The organism is Collimonas sp., from assembly GCF_039923675.1.
GTDB lineage: Bacteria > Pseudomonadota > Gammaproteobacteria > Burkholderiales > Burkholderiaceae_D > Collimonas.
In genome coordinates this window covers 1-17119 of the sequence record NZ_JBDTCG010000023.1, presented here as the reverse complement: position 1 = coordinate 17119, position 17119 = coordinate 1, and the positions used below count along the sequence as shown (strand labels likewise).

The window sequence follows — 17119 nt, the reverse complement described above, 5'->3', positions numbered from 1 at the left end:
TAACACGAGGTATCGGTACCGGGAAAAACGTCAAATGACATGCCCCCACCTCAACCCGAAAGGCAATGTCCTCGGCCCGAAGACAAAGTGAAGAACCCGCCTGCGGCTGTTGCCGACAGCTTTAGAGGACGCATGCAGCAGAAGCGGCTTCATCAATAAAGCGCCACCTTTTACGACCGGGCAAACCACCTCTCCTAATTTGTCGCGCGCTATCAGAACACTTTCATCGCTGAGCCTGCCGACCAGATGAGAGCCTGCCACAACCCTGAGCGGCCCATCTTCCGGGCCACATTCATCGATGTGAAGCCTTACCGCCACCACATCCTGAAGCACCGTGTCAGGCGGTTGAACAAACACCGAACCTTCTTTCTCGGACCAGCCTGTAAGCGCCGGGTGGTCAATTCTTTCCCGGACCGGAATGCTTAAATCCTGATGAGCCGGGACCAGCCAATTTTGCTCTTTGGATTTTTCAAAATAGGTACATTGAACTGCAACGGAGTCACGTGGAAGCAATTCCTCAATGGCGGGATGCCGGTGAATGGTTTGCGCCAGTCCTTTACACCACGACAATTCAAGCAGGCTGCGTGAGCCGGCTCCTTTATTCCGGAGTTCAGCAAGCGAGGACGAAATTTCTGCGCATGCTGAATCAGTCAGAAGTTGTGAAATGACTGCGAATCCGTCAATTTCAAAGCGATGAGCATTCATATGTTTGCTATTTAATCTCTATTTGGTTTGCCGCAGGTGACGACATGCTTTTGATCGTTAGCTAACAATAATGCGTTGCGGCTTATGACCAAAAGCAGCCTGTCAAAAACCAAATACATATGTGTCCGGCACAGTTGAGACAGGAACTATAATGACTTGGCAACATACACAATCAACATCGCGGATGGGACTAGCAATAGTTGGGCAAGCAAAGTTCCCGCCAATCTACTACCTACCAGCCAAACGACTGCTCGCCTGAATTGCGAATCACTCACGCGGCCTTCAATAACATCATCCGTCATGCCGGACATGTGCGGGTCGATAAAGACGGCCATCATTACCGTAGCGCCGCCATTAATGATTGACGACAGTGTGCTTGACGTCACACGTACGCTTGGGTCCAGAACTCCCGCGTATAGCGCAGCAAATACGCCGACCGTCCATAGCGCTACGGCAGCGACATTTAGCGCAGTGACTGACAAAGAGACATTGCCACTATTGCGAAGCCCGGTGACGTTGGTGGCGACCGGCATGCTTGCTACATCTTTGATATAAGACAGGCCGCCCTTGAAAAAACCATGCAAGACCAGCTTGGGTATAGAACGATGCACCTGAAAATGTTCAACAGCTCGACAAAATACACGTTGAAAAGTCGGAATCAGCAAAGCTCCCGCAATGGTCGCAACTGTTGCGGAAACCAGAAGCCACCGGAAATCGACAAGCAAATTTTCTGGTGCGAGTTGTGCGCCTAAGTTTGATTCAACTCGCTTGGCCAGGAATGGGCCAAGAAATGAATTGGAGGTACGAGAGACGAGAACAAGAATACTGAACAATGCCAGCGACACGGCGATGCGCCTTGTCCTGACGCCGGCAATGCGTACCGAGTATGCCAAAGTACCGATTATGTGGATGATAAAGGTAAGAAAACAAAGGAATATCAGTTGTTTGTCCATGAGGCCGCGATAGGATAAATGGAGTCGTTACATGCTGCCACGGAAACTTGGCCTTAGCGATGAACGGTTTTGGCTGCTTGAATTTCTGCTGTTGGCCGATGTTGTGTAAAAACGAAAATCTGATAAAAATTCATGGGTAAGGACACCGTTGCCGATATCGAGAAAATTGCATCGCGGCCGTTTTAAGCGGTCGATTTTTTGGTCGGCGAAATTTATCCGAGTTGTTATACAGCCTGGGCCAATTGCGAGTTTACCATTCAACTAGTCTTCATCTGCACCTAACCAGCTGTCCGCATTCCTATCAGTATTGAGACCCGACCTCGCCCCTTGCGGTCGATACGGATGAGACTATTTATTAACCAGAGGGGCAAGTTGCTGCAGGCAGGTATTCTGCTCAAATATACGTTTCTCGATTGATATTTTCTCAATGCATTGTGTGGCAGAGCGTATTCGACGTAGCCGTTGCTGGCTGAGATTGACTTCGCATCGGATTGCATAAGTGGATGGCCAAGTTCCTCCTGCTCCTGTTAAAGAACCGATAAGCTCACACTCGTTAGCGCGATATGTTATCCATGCCGATTGTTGAGCTTTGAGCGCCCGGACCAGCCTGCCATCTGTATGAAGTTCCCCGTCTGATGAAGATGCGTCGGATACCAGCTTGACCAGTTTTTCCTGCTCGCTTGCCATAAGCTTTTCAATCGCATTTTGTTTCTTCGCGAGTAGCAACCCGGTGTGCATTGCGCTGCCTTCCGGCCAGCATTCAGGGCGGTCGGTGCATTCGGTTTCACCAAAGGAAATGACAGGAATGAAAACTAGAAAAAGAATTGCAAATGTAATTTTTCGCATGTTTTAGAGGTAAGCCTTTTATAAACCGTTGAAGCCAAATCAAGACTGGCGCTCGACATAAAATTGTCTCCGGCATCTCCTTTGAACACGAATTTCAAATGCCCGCTTTTAGTCATTAATTCCAAGTTACCAAAAAAAATTCAATATACGAGACCATATAGTGCCAAATAGCGCCGCGCCCAAGAGCCAGCAGAGCATGCGTTTGCAAACTATCCAATAACGCGCTCTTTCTTCGGGATCCATGAGCCAAGTCCGACTGAAGCGATTATCTCGCCCAATGACCAGATACAGGGCCGGAACGAAAAGAAACGCCAGCATCATGAAAAGCATAAGTACATTGTGGTGGAGTGTGGACATGTGGCTTTGGTCCATCCAGTGCTCCACCGGGACGAATCCAAATGCGGCCCAGATACCGGCCAAGGCAGCAGTCTTTTGCGTAGGAACTAGTTCCATATCGATGGCATATAAGTAAGTGAAACGTGCGGGCGTGAAAATTACTTTGGCGATGTCGAATTGACCGATTGCTATTGTCAATTTTCTATGTCACCGTTGCGAAACGTCGGCTCAATTCTGTTTTGCAAACCGTAGATTATTTTTCGCATCTACGATCCCTTTGGCGGCTGCTTTTTCAAAATAGCTGATGGCAGCGGCATGATCTGCTTTGACATTCGTGCCGTACCATAGAAATTTACCCCATTCGTTTTGTGCAATAGGTTCTCCCATCTCGGCCGCTTTTTTATAAGAAACTGCGGCACCTTCCATGTCGCCGGTATGAGCTTGGCAAATGCCAAGATTCGACCATGCAATTTCACTGCCAGGATCGCTTTCAACAGACTTTTGGTAATAGCCTTTCGCTACGTCGTATTGTCTGAGTTTTTCATGGATGTACCCAGTCTCAGACAGCAATTGAGCGAACATGTTTTGCTCCATCAGGTTTCCATCATCCCCTAACGTCGCGACAGCAGCAGCATAGTCCTTGCCGCTTGCTTGAATGTTCCCTTGGCGTTCTTCATTCCAAGCGCGGTCCCTCAGGACAAGCGCCTCCAGAACACGAAATTTTGCGCTTGAAAGCCCCGCAGCTTTCGATTCCTTAAGAAATGCATCCATTTCGGAGGTACTGTGACCCCAACGCGTTTCCAGGGTGGTCATGTATTTCCGCCGTGCTATGAAATTTCCCGGATCAATGTTGTTGGCTTTATCCAGAAAATCACGTGACGTAGTTGGCGAGTCGTTTGACGGAACGGGTTTATGCAAGACGGTCGCTGTCAATTTATCCACATAGGAAATTGCACTGGTAGAAAAATCAGCGTCGTTGTCGCTGTCGTGACGGCCAAGATCAATAAGCTGGACATAAGAAAGGAGGGGCCGGGCATCGAGTGTCAGCGATTCCTGGAGATCGGCGAATGCCTTGGAATTGTATACTTCCATCGCTGCAAATTGCTGGTCCGATGTGTCGGTTGCGTATTCTGCTCCACGTGCTTCGCGCCCGGAATGAATGTAGTAGATCGCCTCGGCTAAATGCGCCGCATACGAATGTGGATACGCTTTTTTCCATCCAGCAAAGCGCAATGCGAGTTTCGGATCGGTGTCGTAAAATTCACGGAAAGCGAGCAACAGCGCCAAATCGTCGATCGATCCGCTTTTGTAAGCCTGTTGTAGCGAAGAAACGCGCGTCTCAAGAGCTGTATATTTCCCGGCCTTGAGCAGTTGAGATGCGCTGTCCGAACCTGGATTTGAATCGTCCGTTAATCCGGGTGCAGCAGGATTGGCGGCGATTTCATTTTTTGCCTGGCTTTGTGGGGCAGTCGTGACGCCACTGCTTTTCATCTGCGCCGGGATTTCGGCCTGCCTGCTACAGCCTGCCGTAGATAGCACAAAAACAATTTCCAGTGATAAGGCGAGACCGAAAATGGCTTTATTGCCAAAAAATTTCATACTGGATTCCGATTGTGAACGCGCGTTGGGAAGTCCCCGAAGATAGCGATGAATGTTGCCATATAAAAATTATCAAAGCAATATCCATTTGGCGTTTCGTGCGACAGACAATTTCCATACATAGCTGCTCTTTGCTGCGTTCCGAAAACTGCCGTTCAACTGTTCATTACCCGGCCATGCCCGGATATAGTCGAGCGCGACAACCCCGATGCAAAGCGATGGGCGACGCCAGGGCCATATCTTGCAATGACGCTCTTCCGAAATTCTGGGCCGAAAATAAGACGTAAATTGGCATTGCCATTTGTGTCATTGCACGACCAGATCCCGCCCCTGTTGACCTCACCCCGAGCAGCTTCAAGCCCAGAGTGTGTAAAAATGCAAAAAATAATTAGCGGAGAAAATTCGCCCTGCTGGAACGGGACGCGGCGCCGTATTCAATTTTTTGGTCGTGGGGAACGGTGAAAGTACCAAAATGCGCCCATGCTGCCATGCTTGCTCGACCAGATTGCCTTGAACGAGCCCATCGCGAGCGTCAGCGGAGATGGGCCTACGACACGAAGGGCTGCCACGAAGCCATTGCGCACGCTATTATTCCGACGCGAAAAAATCCCAAGCCGTGGAAAGATCGGCGTCCCGGCGCCGAGGCCCGCAATGCCATATTGCGCGTCACGCGCCGTCTTGGCCGAACGATATGGAAGAAATGGACAGGCTATCACCGGCGCAGTCTGGTCGGAACCAAGATGCGTTGCTTCAAGCTGCTCGGCGAACGAGTGATGGCGCGGGACTTCGACCGCCAGATTGCCGAGTTGCAGGTGCGCGCCGCCATTCTCAATCGTTTCACGCGACTCGGTACCCCTACAACGGTGGTCATGCCGTAAATCCGTCTGGGGTAAGGGGTTTTACGAGCTCAGTTGATTTGTGCAACATAGTCCCACCGACATCACCTTCAACTTGGGGAATGCACTCTGCTGATCGAATACTCAAGGAGAGACCGGCCGAGAGACGAAGTGTAAGTTTCACAATCCTGCATAGGCTCGACCCGGCCCTGCCTCTCAGGAGGCCGGGATTTTCATTTTAAGAGGGAGCGCATCTCGGTGGCATGGAGTGACCAGAACCACCGGCCCGTTCCTTAATGGGCGAAAGTATCACCCAGAACTACCCCCTCCCGGCGCGGATCCGTGCCGCCCTGCAGGACGCTCGACTGATTGATACTGGTGCGAAGGATCGTATTGACTCCGCTCGCCTGAGCCGCCGTGGAGATAGTGTGCCCCAGTGCGACAAGGCCGGTAAGCAACGGGTCGTTCGCACCACCATTTGAAGTGTTAATGTTCGGATGCTCTCCGCCGACGGTCGTGACAGGATTATTGCTTGCCCCAAAGTCGACCAGGTTCGATGATTGCTGCGCGTCCAGTCCCCAGTCAAGTACACCAACGATTGTCTTGACGACGTATTGCGGGATCGTACCCCCACCAGGTGAACCCGTTGCCATCACGAAATCACCTTTCGACCCATCGGCAGCGATCTTGAAAATGAGCGTAGGCGCCATCGAACTGCGTGGTCTCTTGCCTGGCTGCACGCGATTCGCGACGAGAGCGCCGGTGGTGTCGGTCGGATTCGCGGAGAAATCCGTGAGTTGGTTGTTCAGCAGGAAACCGTTCGTCATGTGGAACGAACCCATGCTCGATTCAACCGTCGTGGTAGCCGTTAACACGTTGCCGCTACCATCAACAATGGTGAACTGATTCGTGCCGTGCTCAATCATGGTTTTATCCACACCAAGTGGAACCGGGCCGAAGTTGCCGGCTACAGCTGTACCCATGCTCTTGTTGATGTTGATCAGGGCCGCCCTGCTCTGCAAATACGGCTTGTTGAGCAACGTGTTCCAGGTGCCGTTCGGAGGCGGGATGAAATCGGTATCAGCAACATACTTGTCACGGTCCGCATAGGCCATCCGCTCAGCTTCGGTAATTAGATGAACGCCCTGAACCGTAGGCTTGCCGCCTTCGAGATCGATTGCTGTCGGTTTGAGTTGTTGAAGATTGAAGTTCTCAAGAACGCCCAGTGCTGACGCCACAGCAATTCCGCCGGAGGAAGGCGGTGGCATGCCACAAATCCAGTAGCTCCGATAAGTCGTGCAAATGGGATCGCGCACTTTCGCCTGATAGTTCGCGAGATCGGCAAGCGTCGTTTTACCCGGCGTTATCACCGACCCATCCGCACCGGTGGTCGTCGCAATCTTCTTCACGATATCCTGTGCGATCTGGCCGGTATACAACGCATTGGCGCCGCTGTTTGCCATCGCCTTCAGCGTATTGGCGTAAGCTGGATTTTTCAGCAGGGTGCCCAATGCCTTGGGCGAGCCGTCCGCGTTAAAAAAGTACGCAGCTGCTTCGGTGTCGCGCTTCAGGTTGCTTGCATTCGAAGCAATTGCGGCAGCAAGCCGTCCACCGATTGGAAACCCATTTGTCGACAGCGTGATCGCGTCGCCAAACAGATCCTTCCACGCAAGCGTGCCGTGATCCCGTTGCAGTGCCTCAATAAGTCGCGGTACGCCGATGTTGCCGATCGAACGACCGCTTGCGCGGGCGTTCGGCTTTGGTGCGGAAAGATCGTTTGTATCGTCGACATAACGAAGATAGTTTTCTGTCGCAGCGCTCGGTGCCGATTCGCGGCCGTCGTACGCCTGGACTGTTTTCTTCGACGCATCGTAATACAACAGTACTCCTCCTGATCCAAGCCCCGTCGCTTCGGGAACTGTCAGACCCAGCACTGCTTGTACAGCAACTGCGGCGTCGGCTGCGGTCCCACCTTTCTTAAGCACCGCGCAGCCCGCGGCACTCGCATATGCATTCGATGTGGTGACCATATAGGTCTGTGCGTATATGGGCTTAAGTCCCGTGCGATAACCCGAAGCGGCTTCGGGAAGCGAGGGGTCACCCGGGAGATTCGAGCCAATAACGACGCTCGACCCGCTACTGTCTATCGCAAGGCAGCTCACGTCCTTTGTGGCAACGTGAAAGGAGGCGTCTGAACCACCGCCGCAGGAAGCCAGCAGAAGCGTAGAGGCAGATATTGCAGTGAGAAGTTTGAAGTAGGGACTGGTTTCCATCGAGATTTCTAACCCTCAGAGAGAATTGCAAGAGTGATATATTTCGTTGCTGTTTATTTTTGCGATCTGGTGATACACATCGTTACACTTTAATATACTTTACAATAAAAATTATTAATACAAATTAACTTTGTATTCTTTCTGTCTATTATTTAAAGCAGAGCACAAGCTGCGCCACTCCTTTTTTAGTCAGCGACACCATGCCGTCCTTGCCCGGCTGCGCATCGATGAGCCCGTCCGCGCAGGCATCTTTCCAGATCATGAAGCGCGGACAGGTGGTTTTCCAGACATCGATCGCTTCGGCGTAGCGGCGCGCGCCTTGGGCAATCCATTCCAGCATTTGCAAGGTCAGCGAATGATGAGCATCGGGCATGGCAACTCTCCTTTCGGGCGCCGGCATCGTCGTTAGCCTGCGCCAAATTGCGCCAGCCTGCCGGCGCTTGCCAGAGTCAGGCATAGAACCGGTCGTCCAGCAGCATGTCCTCAAAGAACGCGCCGAACCGGCCCTGCGGGTCGCGCAAATGAATTTCGAGTATCCAGCGCAGCGGAATCGGGCTTTGTTCGAATTCCGCCAGCGATCCGGTATGGATCGCCGCATGTGGAAAATCGGAGACGCGATGGCCGGGCAGGTCGAAGTTCAGCTGCCAGCCCATGCCTCGCGCCGTCTGTTCGGCGTACTGGTACAACTCCCGGCCGGTGAGCTTTTCATCGCGCCACACGGCGCGCACCTGATGGAACAGGGTTTCCGCATCGGCTGCGCACTTTGCCTGTTCCTGATTGTCGCCAACCACGAACGAGGCGCCGCCGTCGCCTTCCCAGGCATCGACCCGGGGTGCGATATCGAGGAAAAAGATATCGGTTTTTTGCAGCACCACGCCTGGCGCGGAAGGCTGTTTCATCGGCTTCATGGTGTTGCTGCCAAAACGCACCCGGGTCGGATGCCAGCTCAGGGAATGACCTTGCGCCAGCAGGATTTTCTTGGCTTCCTCGACGGCGTATTCTTCCTCCATGCCCGGTTCGACAAAAGCGGCGATGGCGCGGATTGCGCGCCGCGTCTCATTCCTGGCGCGCAGCATGCCGTCGACGGAAAATGCGGGCCCTACTCTTTCGGCTGTTTCATTCATGGCTTTCTCCTGGTTGATATGATGGACTGCAGGTCAGGAGAAAGTATGGGGAACAAGCCGTCGTAGCGGAACTGCTAACAGGCCTGCTATCCTGCCAGACTGGGTGGGATTCCTGCCAATTCACCGGTTTCCTTTTAAAAACCGGCCGGCGGCGCGTTAGTTGCGTTACTGTTGCGCCTCCGTGAGCAAAGGGAAATGGCGATGCCAACGATTGCAATCCTGGTTTTCCCCGGGGTCCAAGCCCTGGATGTCTCCGGACCGATGGATGTGTTTGCCGAAGCGAACCGCTTCCTGGCGCCGGAGGATCACTATCGCCTGGTGGTGATCGGCAGCGAACGCGGCATGCTGTGCTGTTCCAACGGCTTGCAGATCAGCGCGCACAAGCATTACTCGGAGGCTGACGAGAGTTACGACCTGGTGCTGGTGGCCGGCGGCCCGGACCTGCCGCGGCAGCCGCGCGACGAGGCCTTGTCCGCCTGGCTGGTGCGGATTGCGGCCGGCTCGGCGCGCATCGGCTCGATCTGCAACGGCGCTTTCCTGCTGGCGCGCGCCGGCCTGCTGGAGGGGAAAACGGTCACCACCCACTGGAACGACGGGCCGGCGCTGGCTGCCCTGTTTCCCTCTACCGTGGTGGACGCAGACCGCATCTTCCTGCGCGACGGCAAGCTGTATTCCTCCGCCGGCGTGACGGCCGGCATCGATCTTTCCTTGTACCTGTTGTTTGAAGATTTCGGCCCCGAGCTATCGCTTAACGTCGCCAAGCGGCTGGTGGTGTTCATGCAGCGCAGGGGCGGGCAATCGCAGTTCAGTCCCTATCTGACGCCCTATGTGGAAGAGTTGTCGGTGACCGGCCAGGTCCAGCAGTACGTGCAGGCGCATTTGCAGGCGGATCTGACGGTGGAAGCGCTGGCGCGGCACGTAACAATGAGTGCGCGCAATTTTGCCCGGGTGTTTGTCAAGGAGGCGAAGATGACGCCGGCGGATTTTATCGAAGGCGCCAGGATGGACGCCGCGCGCGCCTTGCTGGAATCAAGCGGCGAGCCGTTGAAGACGATTGCCTTCAGCTGCGGTTTCCGCAACCGCGACCATATGCGCGCCGTGTTCATGAAACGGCTGGGAATTACAGCGATGCAGTATCGCGTCAATTTCTCCGGCTTCAAAAATGCCTGAAGCTGGGGGTGGGGGAGGGCGAGGTTAGCCTTTCCAGGTCCGTTCCAGGCCGGTATCGGCATGAATCCAGCCGCCGCGCTTGCCGGGCCGGTAATAGAAGCCGACGCCGCCCTGGCGGAAACTGCGGATCAGGCCGCCGAGGACGTCGGCATCCAGCTGCGCCAGGCGGATATCGGCCGCGCGGCCTTCCAGGTGCAGGGATTTGCGCGCGGCAGGCACGCCGCTTTCGATCAGGCCGTTGTTGGTGGCCGGAGTGCGGTAACCCGACAGGATTTCCAACGGCTGAACCATGCCATAGCGGGCGATAAAGGCTTGCGTGCCCCACAGCGTTTCGAACAGCTTGGGGTCGATGGCTTCGGTTTTCTTGGCTTGCACGTCGCGCAGCAGGTGGCACAATTCCTGGTAGGCGGCATCCTGCACTTCGCCATCCTTCCAATACAGCAGCTTGGCGTGTTCGCCGCTGGCCGGGCGCGATACTTCCAGCACGCGCGGCTTCAGCCAGAAATCCATGTCGATCAGCTGGGCGTCGAAAATGTCTGGCGGCGGATCCATGCTGACCTGATCGGCGGCAGCAGGTTTGGTAAATATGGTCGACTTCGCGAATGACACTTCGGTAGAAAAGAGCCCGGCGGTGCCCAGGAACAAACTCTTTTGCAGGAATTTTCGGCGCGATGACATGGCGGTCCAAATATAAGGGGATAGGGAATTTTATCTCACCGCCTCGCATTTGAGTAGCGCTGTAACGTATTGACGCATCGCCGGCGGCCTCGGCGGGCGGCGCGCAAACGCCGGACTTGCAGTATCGCGCCAACCGGGAACGCCAGCAACAGTACCGCGGTCGCGGTTTTCAACGCCAGCGCGCACATATGGTTGAAACCGGCGCATGGCAGCAAAAATGCCGTGTTGCTGGCATCATTCATGATGAATCCGGCATCGTATATCGTCGGACGCGTCCAACAGTTTAATTTCAAGGATAGGTTTCATGTCAGTTCTTTCTAGCAGTTTCAAGACCGCCGTTACCGTTATCGCGGCACTTCTGAGTTTCTCCGTGATGGAGAGCGCAATCGCGCACGCTCACCTGAAGGTCGAAGTGCCTGCGCACGATACGGTTGTCGCCACGGCGCCGGCGGCGCTCAGGCTGGAATTCTCCGAAGCGCTTGAACTCGGATTCAGCGGCGTCGCGCTGAGCGATGCCAAGGGCAACCGCATAGCCACCGGCGCCGCATCGCTGGCGCCGGACAGCAACATGACGTTGCTGGTGCCGCTCGGCACACATCTGGCTGCCGGCGTCTACACCGTCGTCTGGCATGTACTCTCGCGCGATGGCCACAAGACCAAGGGTAGCTATAGCTTCACGGTCCAGCCTGGATGACGCTGGATGCGGTAGTCGCAGGCAACCGCTTTCTGCACTACCTGGCGCTGATGCTGCTGTTCGGCAGCAGCGTTTTTCTATGGCGTCTTGCAGTCCCGGGCTTGCGTTTGACTATCGACCGCCGGCTGGATTCAGCGCTGCGTACGGCGGCGGCGCTGGCTGTGCTGACTACCTTGGCAGGATTGCCGCTGCAGGCGGCCGAGATCGTCGGCAACTGGCAAGCGGCTGTTGATATCCACTTGTTGCAAAAAGTGCTGCGGATCGATATCGGCCAAACATGGGCCCTCAGGATGCTGCTGGCCTTGCTGCTCATGACGCTGGCGCTGGTGCGACGGCCGGGGCGCCCGGGCAGCGTTGCCATCGGTTCCGGCCTCTTGCTCGCCAGTCTGGCGCTGACCGGACACGCCGCCATGGACCAGGGTTTGCGAGACTTCCTGCATGCTGCGAATCACGTGGCGCATCTGTTGTGCGGCGGCGCATGGCTCGGTTCGCTGCTGCCTTTCCTGCTGTGCTTGCGGCTGCTGGCCGATCCGCTCGCCCGCGGGGATGCTGCCGTTACCTTGCGACGTTTTTCCAATGCCGGGCATTTCGCGGTAGCCGGCGTGCTGCTTAGCGGCGTCGCCAATGCGCTGCTGGTGCTGGGAAGATGGCCGACCGATTGGTCTTCGCCGTATCAACTGCTGCTTTCTCTCAAAATCCTGTTGACGGTGGCGATGGTGGCGATGGCTGTAGTGAACCGCTATGTGTTTGTGCCGCGCATGAGGAATGATTCGCCATCTGCAATTGCCGCGATCAGGCGTTACACGCTAATGGAGATCGGACTTGGGGTGGCGGTGCTGGCGCTGGTGGCTGTATTCGGCATGCTGGAGCCCGGTTGACTGGGGTTGCGCCGCGCCGCTTGATGACCAATTTGTCATACGAACGTCACGCGATCGTCCCGCATGAAATCCTACACTTGCGTCGAGCGATGCAGCAATCCGTCATCGCCCACCGTCAAATTTTCAGGATTCATCATGGGTACTGTGAAAACCCCGTTTACAAAGGCAAACCAATGAAAACCCGCATCAAGCTTTCCCTGACCGCCCTCAGCCTGGCGGCAACCATGTTCGGTTCCATGCCAGCGTTTGCACAATCCGTGGCGCCGCCCAAAGCGGTCAACGTGGTGCTGGTGCATGGCGCCTGGGCCGACGGCTCCAGCTGGGCCAATGTGATTCCGCGCCTGCAGGCCGCAGGCCTGAACGTCACCTCGGTGCAGAACCCGCTGACGTCGCTGGCCGATGACGTCGCCGCCACCCGCCGCGTGCTGGCGCTACAGAACGGGCCTACGGTCCTGGTCGGTCATTCCTGGGCTGGCACCGTCGTCAGCGAAGCTGGCGATGATCCCAAGGTCACCGCCCTGGTGTACGTGGCGGCGCGTGCGCCGGATGCGGGCGAGGACTTCAACGCCCTGGCCGCCAAGTATCCGACGATGCCGGTGCGCGCCGGCGCCAAGGATCACGATGGCTATGTGACGCTGACCGAGGACGCCTATGTCAAGTATTTCGGCGGCGACCTGCCGCATGATCAGGCGCTGGCCCTGTATGCGACACAGCAGCCGATTGCCAAGACCTTGTTCAACGGCCGCACCACCGTCGCGGCATGGCATGACAAGCCGTCCTGGTATGCGGTATCGAAGCAGGACCAGACCACTTCCCCCGATCTGGAACGCTTCCTGGCGCAGCGCATGCATGCGACCACTATCGAGCTCGATTCCAGCCATTTATCGCTGGTATCGCATCCAAAGGAGATTGCCGACCTGATCCTGGCGGCCGCCGGACGCGCGCCGTAATGTGTCTCCCTGCGGCTTTGCCGCCGCTTGTTGCCGGAGCACCTGTCTAGGGAACATGGATGGGAAAGCAGCATGAGCGACGTAGCCAACCGCGCCGAGTGGCGCATTGCAATGGATCTGACAGTAGCCAAGGCGCATGCGCGCTGCACGCCCCAGCTGGAGGCAGATGGTTACTGCCATTACTGTGACGAACAGGTCGCCCATGGGGCGCTGTTCTGCAATACCGATTGCAGGGATGACTGCCAGTGGGAGCAGGAGGCGCTCAGGCGCGCGGGACGCTGACGGTATACTGTGCCGCCCGCGCCCCCGCTGCCGTGTTGTTACAGCAGCGCCTGCATCGCATCAGGCCGCTTTATGCGGCTTTTTTTACGCCCCGGCATTGTTGCCTTGCTATGAAAAAGACCGTCGACCGTGACCTTTCGATCGCAGTTCCCCCACGCCTGGGGGCTTCGTTAAAGGCACTGCTTTTAACGCAGTTCGCCAAAACGCCGAAGTTCGGTACCACACGGGGTTCGGGGGGAAATTGGCCGCATCACTGCGACGCAAAATGACGCACTTTGTGCGGCATAGGTAATTGGAGTAGTTCCATAATGGCAATTCCGCAAACAAAAAAATACCTAGCTCATCTGCCTACGTGGCCAATTTAGCTGGAAGCAGCCGGTCACACTCCTTCTTGACCACCGCATAACATTCACATGTGCGTTTCTCCAGTCCCGCTCGATTCAGCACGGTAATGTGTCCGCGTGAATAGCTGATAAGCCCTGCTTGCTGCAAATGGCCGGCGGCCTCGGTGACCCCTTCGCGGCGCACGCCCAGCATGTTGGCAATCAACTCTTGCGTCATGATCAGATCGTAGCCCTGCAACCGGTCCAGGCTCAAAAGTAGCCAGCGACACAATTGCTGGTCCAACGTGTGATGACGGTTGCATACCGCGGTTTGGGTCATCTGCGTGATCAATGCCTGGGTATAGCGCAGCAGCAGATGCAGCACCGGGCCAGCCCGGTTGAATTCCTCTTTCATTACTCGCGACCGAAGCCGAAAGCCGTGACCGGCGCTCTGCACTACAGCGCGGCTGGGGGTCGACTCGCCGCCCATGAACAACGAAATGCCGACGATGCCCTCATTGCCGACCACCGCGATTTCGGCGGACGCACCGTTTTCCAGAAGATATAACAAGGAGACAATAGAAGTTATCGGGAAGTACACATAGCTCAAGGTAGTGCCAGATTCGTATAGCACCTGGCCGAGCGGCATCTCAATTGGTTCCAGCAGTGGCCGCCAGCGCTGCCATTCCGAGTCGGGTAGCGCAGCTAGCAAATGGTTTTTCCTAGGATCTGAAAACTTGTCCATGATGAAATTCCAAGGTGAGGTCGCTAGAAGGAAAGCCATTGGCAGCGGCACTTTTCAGAATATCAGTATAGGTGATAAATGTTGCTATGTCCTATACCGGACAAACAAGGAATGCGTAATCTGCGGCCCACCATATTGACCTTATGTACGTTGCCAGACGGTCACTACAAAGGAAACCATACAAACTTAATATATGGACGAAAAATCCTCAGTTTTCATCGCCACTTGGCGAAGTGAATCACACTGGAGAGTCAAATTGACTAACACCAATAATCACCTTATTCAAATGCTTCCGCGTCAAGATCGCCTGAATCTGCTGTCAATCTGCAAACCAGTTGCTTTGGATATTTCAGAAATATTGTGCGAGCCTGGAGCGCCTACCCGCTATGTTTATTTTCCCACTGAAGGTTTTATTTCACTCGTTGCGCGGACTGATAATAGTCCGGGTGTGGAAGTGGGGATGATAGGCCGTGAAGGCATGCTGGGCGCGCAGCTTGTACTAGGGGTTGTCACCGCACCGTTGCGCGCATTGGTGCAGGGACAAGGCACGGCTCTACGAGCCAGTACAGCTGCCTTCAAAAGTGAGTTGGCAAGCAGCGCAGCTTTTCAGCGGATCCTGGATCGCTACCTTTATGTGCTGATGGCGCAAATGGCCACATCAGTCGCTTGTCTGCGATCCCACGCCATTGGTCCCCGTTTGGCTCGCTGGTTACTAATGACCCAGGATCGTGCCGATTCTGACGGCTTTCGCGTGACTCAAGAGTTCCTGGCCTATATGCTTGGCGTGCGCCGGGTAGGTATCACCAATGCTGCCGGTATTTTGCAGCGTAGTGGATTAATAGAATACCGGCGCGGTAATATCAAGGTTCTTGATCGTAGCGGACTGGAAGCGGAGGCCTGCAGTTGTTACGCAATTGACCAGAAGATCTATGCCAAATTGCTTTGATGACGCAGCCGGCAATTCATGTCGGCTATTCGTGTAATCCCGGACAGCTAGCGACGTTTCTTGAAGTCATGCGTAGTATCCCGATAGTCGCCTTGGATTCTTTTAATTTTCTTTTCGGTCAATCCTAAATCTTGCAAACTCTTGTCGCCAAAGCTTCTTGCTTCGAACACATTCATTCGGGCCTCTATTTTTTTAATCCGTCCTCCCGCTTGATGCTTGTACATTGCGATCTCCAAATCTATATGAGTAAGTAGTTCACTGGAAGAAGTAAGTAAGAACGAAGCAATCTCATATCAAAGGACATGGAAACCCGGATTCAAGAGATCTTGATTGACTTACCATTGCAGCTTGCTCTGATCGCTTTTTTCGCCCAATACAGTGATTTTTCCTGTTGCGGCTCACTACCGGTAAGTATGCACATGGAGGTAACGCCAAAAACGTAAAGCTTGAACCACCAGACCATCCTGAATTCGATCAGATCGGCGGACATGGCGGCTTCTCGATTGTGATGGCAACAGGATCGCTGGCAGGAAAACTTTCGTCCAATGCTTCATCAAGCGCACTTTCAACGTTGCGTTGCTGCTCATCTGGATTCTCACACCCCTTGTCCAATGGGTCGACATCAGAGAAAGTGTTTGGCTTGGCTGTCATTTTGGATATTCCTTGTAGGATCTCTCGAAACGAGGTCGTATCATCATTCGCACTTAAGTAAACTGTCTGATGGCAATGTGGCTGACTACCCTTCTAACACCAACTATCCGCCGCACCAACGCTATGCTGCGATCTATCTGAGCCTGGTTATCGGCAAAGCCGCTCAGCAGAACTACGTCTCTTTCCGTTCGGATTCTGATATCAAGATCAACGATGTCTCTACTATCCATCAGCTCGGTTCTGATTTTGGTTGCAAGCAATGAGTCGTCCGCCCCTACATTGATCATCGTGGATGAGATGAAAACGGGTTCGCTCTGAGCGTTATTGCATCCGGCTACATTCACCGACAGCACACAAATAATCATTGTCGCCAGCGCTACAAAGCCGTTCATTTGCGTAACCATGATTTTTCCAGGCAAAGTAAGAGAGTTTTAAACTATTTCTCGAACTCTGATCCTTTAACTGGCGTCGTTCCGTTCGTTAGCGTACATATGAAACCGATAGCACTACTGACAGTCACGCCAATTCGACACACAGATAAATATCGCAATGTACGCTATCTGACATACAGAAGCGTTAGCCTATTCCTACTAATGAATTTACACAATTTGGCATTGTCTTGCTGAGAAGGGTGTTAATACAAAAAGACATAAAATATTTTCCCCTCGACTGTAATTTTTCCATATGTTCGGGAACGTACCGACTGCGCTTGCTATCCTATAGATACTTGCTTAGCCCAACGTTAAAGGTTGGGGAAAGTCACACTTCCAAATAGTGCATCTCGACACATTTTTTTTCGTTCTCCTTTCGATAAGGAATGAAATCATGGAAAGCAGCGTATTTACGAGCTTGGACCGGAACTGCGAAATGCCAGTTAACATTGGTGAATTAGAGCCCGGATTAACAACAGACAGTGCGACATTCGTACCGTTCCTCCTTGTCGATGGACATTGCAGGGCGCTTGTTATGTTTGATAATGCTACAGTAGTGTCCGGTTAAAAATTGAATAAATTCAATTGGTTAGCGCCAAGCGGTGTTTCTGGGGCCGGTTGATCGGTCTGCAAGGCGCATGAAATCTGGGTTTTCTCAAATACAGAGACGGAAAGAATCTGTAGCAATGTGTAGAGAGA

At 54.2% G+C, this 17119-nt stretch carries 20 protein-coding genes and 2 pseudogenes; 7 read left to right on the top strand and 15 right to left on the bottom strand.

Features of this window, described 5'->3' with window-relative positions; translation table 11 throughout:
- Positions 1–30: 30 nt before the first annotated feature.
- The 5 genes from ABI171_RS06145 to ABI171_RS06125 form a co-directional block, all read right to left on the bottom strand.
- Entirely contained in the window at positions 31–705 is a 675-nt protein-coding gene (locus ABI171_RS06145; RefSeq protein WP_348091714.1) for a phytanoyl-CoA dioxygenase family protein, read from the bottom strand.
- Between the two features lie 146 nt (positions 706–851).
- Positions 852–1658 carry a lipid II flippase Amj family protein gene (locus ABI171_RS06140; RefSeq protein ID WP_348091713.1) on the bottom strand — a complete coding sequence of 269 codons (807 nt, stop codon included), beginning with the start codon at positions 1656–1658 and terminating at the stop codon, positions 852–854.
- A gap of 348 nt (positions 1659–2006) precedes the next feature.
- On the bottom strand, positions 2007–2504 hold the full coding sequence (locus ABI171_RS06135) for a lysozyme inhibitor LprI family protein (RefSeq protein WP_348091712.1): 498 nt from the start codon (positions 2502–2504) through the stop codon (positions 2007–2009).
- A gap of 126 nt (positions 2505–2630) precedes the next feature.
- Positions 2631–3038 (bottom strand): hypothetical protein, encoded by a 408-nt coding sequence (locus ABI171_RS06130; RefSeq protein WP_348091711.1) that lies wholly within the window; start codon positions 3036–3038, stop codon positions 2631–2633.
- A 30-nt stretch (positions 3039–3068) separates the two neighbouring features.
- Positions 3069–4439: a DUF4034 domain-containing protein gene (locus ABI171_RS06125; protein WP_348091710.1), complete on the bottom strand. Its 1371-nt coding sequence runs from the start codon at positions 4437–4439 to the stop codon at positions 3069–3071.
- 474 nt (positions 4440–4913) lie between these two features.
- Here ABI171_RS06125 and ABI171_RS06120 point away from each other — a divergent pair.
- Positions 4914–5317 (top strand): annotated as a pseudogene (locus ABI171_RS06120) (transposase); the annotation flags it as partial.
- A 251-nt stretch (positions 5318–5568) separates the two neighbouring features.
- On the opposite strand, the gene ABI171_RS06115 reads toward ABI171_RS06120, so the two are convergent.
- The 3 genes from ABI171_RS06115 to ABI171_RS06105 all read right to left on the bottom strand — a co-directional run bounded on the left by ABI171_RS06115 (position 5569) and on the right by ABI171_RS06105 (position 8672).
- On the bottom strand, positions 5569–7548 hold the full coding sequence (locus ABI171_RS06115) for a gamma-glutamyltransferase family protein (protein WP_348091709.1): 1980 nt from the start codon (positions 7546–7548) through the stop codon (positions 5569–5571).
- Positions 7549–7696: 148 nt separating this feature from the next.
- Positions 7697–7921, bottom strand: a complete 225-nt coding sequence (locus ABI171_RS06110) for a hypothetical protein (protein ID WP_348091708.1) — start codon at positions 7919–7921, stop codon at positions 7697–7699.
- A 76-nt stretch (positions 7922–7997) separates the two neighbouring features.
- Entirely contained in the window at positions 7998–8672 is a 675-nt protein-coding gene (locus ABI171_RS06105) for a M24 family metallopeptidase (protein WP_348091707.1), read from the bottom strand.
- A 201-nt stretch (positions 8673–8873) separates the two neighbouring features.
- Here ABI171_RS06105 and ABI171_RS06100 point away from each other — a divergent pair, with 201 nt between their 5' ends.
- Positions 8874–9842 (top strand): GlxA family transcriptional regulator, encoded by a 969-nt coding sequence (locus ABI171_RS06100; protein WP_348091706.1) that lies wholly within the window; start codon positions 8874–8876, stop codon positions 9840–9842.
- 24 nt (positions 9843–9866) lie between these two features.
- Here the strand turns inward: ABI171_RS06100 and ABI171_RS06095 are convergent, their stop codons facing one another.
- Both ABI171_RS06095 and ABI171_RS06090 read right to left on the bottom strand, forming a co-directional pair.
- On the bottom strand, positions 9867–10520 hold the full coding sequence (locus ABI171_RS06095; RefSeq protein ID WP_348091705.1) for a DUF882 domain-containing protein: 654 nt from the start codon (positions 10518–10520) through the stop codon (positions 9867–9869).
- A 35-nt stretch (positions 10521–10555) separates the two neighbouring features.
- On the bottom strand, positions 10556–10762 hold the full coding sequence (locus ABI171_RS06090) for a hypothetical protein (protein ID WP_348091704.1): 207 nt from the start codon (positions 10760–10762) through the stop codon (positions 10556–10558).
- Positions 10763–10824: 62 nt separating this feature from the next.
- Between ABI171_RS06090 and copC the strand changes: the two genes are divergently transcribed.
- The 4 genes from copC (at position 10825) to ABI171_RS06070 (ending at position 13324) form a co-directional block, all read left to right on the top strand.
- Entirely contained in the window at positions 10825–11214 is a 390-nt protein-coding gene (gene copC / locus ABI171_RS06085; RefSeq protein WP_348091703.1) for a copper homeostasis periplasmic binding protein CopC, read from the top strand.
- Positions 11211–12092 carry a copper homeostasis membrane protein CopD gene (gene copD / locus ABI171_RS06080; protein ID WP_348091702.1) on the top strand — a complete coding sequence of 294 codons (882 nt, stop codon included), beginning with the start codon at positions 11211–11213 and terminating at the stop codon, positions 12090–12092. The genes copC and copD overlap by 4 nt, the downstream gene beginning before the upstream one ends.
- Positions 12093–12265: 173 nt before the next feature.
- Positions 12266–13042: an alpha/beta hydrolase gene (locus ABI171_RS06075; protein ID WP_348091701.1), complete on the top strand. Its 777-nt coding sequence runs from the start codon at positions 12266–12268 to the stop codon at positions 13040–13042.
- Between the two features lie 72 nt (positions 13043–13114).
- Positions 13115–13324, top strand: coding sequence for a hypothetical protein (locus tag ABI171_RS06070; protein ID WP_348091700.1), 210 nt, complete (start codon positions 13115–13117; stop codon positions 13322–13324).
- A gap of 348 nt (positions 13325–13672) precedes the next feature.
- On the opposite strand, the gene ABI171_RS06065 is transcribed toward ABI171_RS06070, so the two are convergent.
- On the bottom strand, positions 13673–14392 hold the full coding sequence (locus tag ABI171_RS06065) for a Crp/Fnr family transcriptional regulator (RefSeq protein ID WP_348091699.1): 720 nt from the start codon (positions 14390–14392) through the stop codon (positions 13673–13675).
- Between the two features lie 256 nt (positions 14393–14648).
- On the opposite strand from ABI171_RS06065, the gene ABI171_RS06060 reads away from it, so the two are divergent.
- Complete coding sequence (locus ABI171_RS06060; RefSeq protein WP_348091698.1) at positions 14649–15338, top strand: Crp/Fnr family transcriptional regulator; 690 nt, start codon at positions 14649–14651, stop codon at positions 15336–15338.
- A 47-nt stretch (positions 15339–15385) separates the two neighbouring features.
- Here ABI171_RS06060 and ABI171_RS06055 read toward each other — a convergent pair whose 3' ends face one another.
- The 4 genes and pseudogenes from ABI171_RS06055 to ABI171_RS06040 form a co-directional block, all read right to left on the bottom strand.
- The gene (locus ABI171_RS06055) at positions 15386–15562 is read right to left on the bottom strand and encodes a hypothetical protein (protein ID WP_348091697.1); all 177 of its coding nucleotides are present in this window, start codon (positions 15560–15562) and stop codon (positions 15386–15388) included.
- A 250-nt stretch (positions 15563–15812) separates the two neighbouring features.
- Complete coding sequence (locus ABI171_RS06050) at positions 15813–15989, bottom strand: hypothetical protein (RefSeq protein WP_348091696.1); 177 nt, start codon at positions 15987–15989, stop codon at positions 15813–15815.
- Between the two features lie 53 nt (positions 15990–16042).
- Complete coding sequence (locus ABI171_RS06045; protein ID WP_348091695.1) at positions 16043–16393, bottom strand: BON domain-containing protein; 351 nt, start codon at positions 16391–16393, stop codon at positions 16043–16045.
- Between the two features lie 591 nt (positions 16394–16984).
- A pseudogene (locus tag ABI171_RS06040) lies at positions 16985–17119 on the bottom strand (IS4 family transposase); the annotation flags it as partial.

Bases quoted from the DNA above. Each gene is read 5' to 3' on its own strand.
- ABI171_RS06125 (WP_348091710.1), bottom strand. From the start codon at position 4,439: ATGAAATTTTTTGGCAATAAAGCCATTTTCGGTCTCGCCTTATCACTG.
- ABI171_RS06050 (WP_348091696.1), bottom strand. From the start codon at position 15,989: ATGACAGCCAAGCCAAACACTTTCTCTGATGTCGACCCATTGGACAAG.
- ABI171_RS06045 (WP_348091695.1), bottom strand. From the start codon at position 16,393: ATGGTTACGCAAATGAACGGCTTTGTAGCGCTGGCGACAATGATTATT.
- ABI171_RS06140 (WP_348091713.1), bottom strand. From the start codon at position 1,658: ATGGACAAACAACTGATATTCCTTTGTTTTCTTACCTTTATCATCCAC.
- ABI171_RS06110 (WP_348091708.1), bottom strand. From the start codon at position 7,921: ATGCCCGATGCTCATCATTCGCTGACCTTGCAAATGCTGGAATGGATT.
- copD (WP_348091702.1), top strand. From the start codon at position 11,211: ATGACGCTGGATGCGGTAGTCGCAGGCAACCGCTTTCTGCACTACCTG.
- ABI171_RS06105 (WP_348091707.1), bottom strand. From the start codon at position 8,672: ATGAATGAAACAGCCGAAAGAGTAGGGCCCGCATTTTCCGTCGACGGC.
- ABI171_RS06070 (WP_348091700.1), top strand. From the start codon at position 13,115: ATGAGCGACGTAGCCAACCGCGCCGAGTGGCGCATTGCAATGGATCTG.
- ABI171_RS06090 (WP_348091704.1), bottom strand. From the start codon at position 10,762: ATGAATGATGCCAGCAACACGGCATTTTTGCTGCCATGCGCCGGTTTC.
- ABI171_RS06100 (WP_348091706.1), top strand. From the start codon at position 8,874: ATGCCAACGATTGCAATCCTGGTTTTCCCCGGGGTCCAAGCCCTGGAT.
- copC (WP_348091703.1), top strand. From the start codon at position 10,825: ATGTCAGTTCTTTCTAGCAGTTTCAAGACCGCCGTTACCGTTATCGCG.
- ABI171_RS06095 (WP_348091705.1), bottom strand. From the start codon at position 10,520: ATGTCATCGCGCCGAAAATTCCTGCAAAAGAGTTTGTTCCTGGGCACC.
- ABI171_RS06145 (WP_348091714.1), bottom strand. From the start codon at position 705: ATGAATGCTCATCGCTTTGAAATTGACGGATTCGCAGTCATTTCACAA.
- ABI171_RS06075 (WP_348091701.1), top strand. From the start codon at position 12,266: ATGAAAACCCGCATCAAGCTTTCCCTGACCGCCCTCAGCCTGGCGGCA.
- ABI171_RS06135 (WP_348091712.1), bottom strand. From the start codon at position 2,504: ATGCGAAAAATTACATTTGCAATTCTTTTTCTAGTTTTCATTCCTGTC.
- ABI171_RS06115 (WP_348091709.1), bottom strand. From the start codon at position 7,548: ATGGAAACCAGTCCCTACTTCAAACTTCTCACTGCAATATCTGCCTCT.
- ABI171_RS06065 (WP_348091699.1), bottom strand. From the start codon at position 14,392: ATGGACAAGTTTTCAGATCCTAGGAAAAACCATTTGCTAGCTGCGCTA.
- ABI171_RS06055 (WP_348091697.1), bottom strand. From the start codon at position 15,562: ATGTACAAGCATCAAGCGGGAGGACGGATTAAAAAAATAGAGGCCCGA.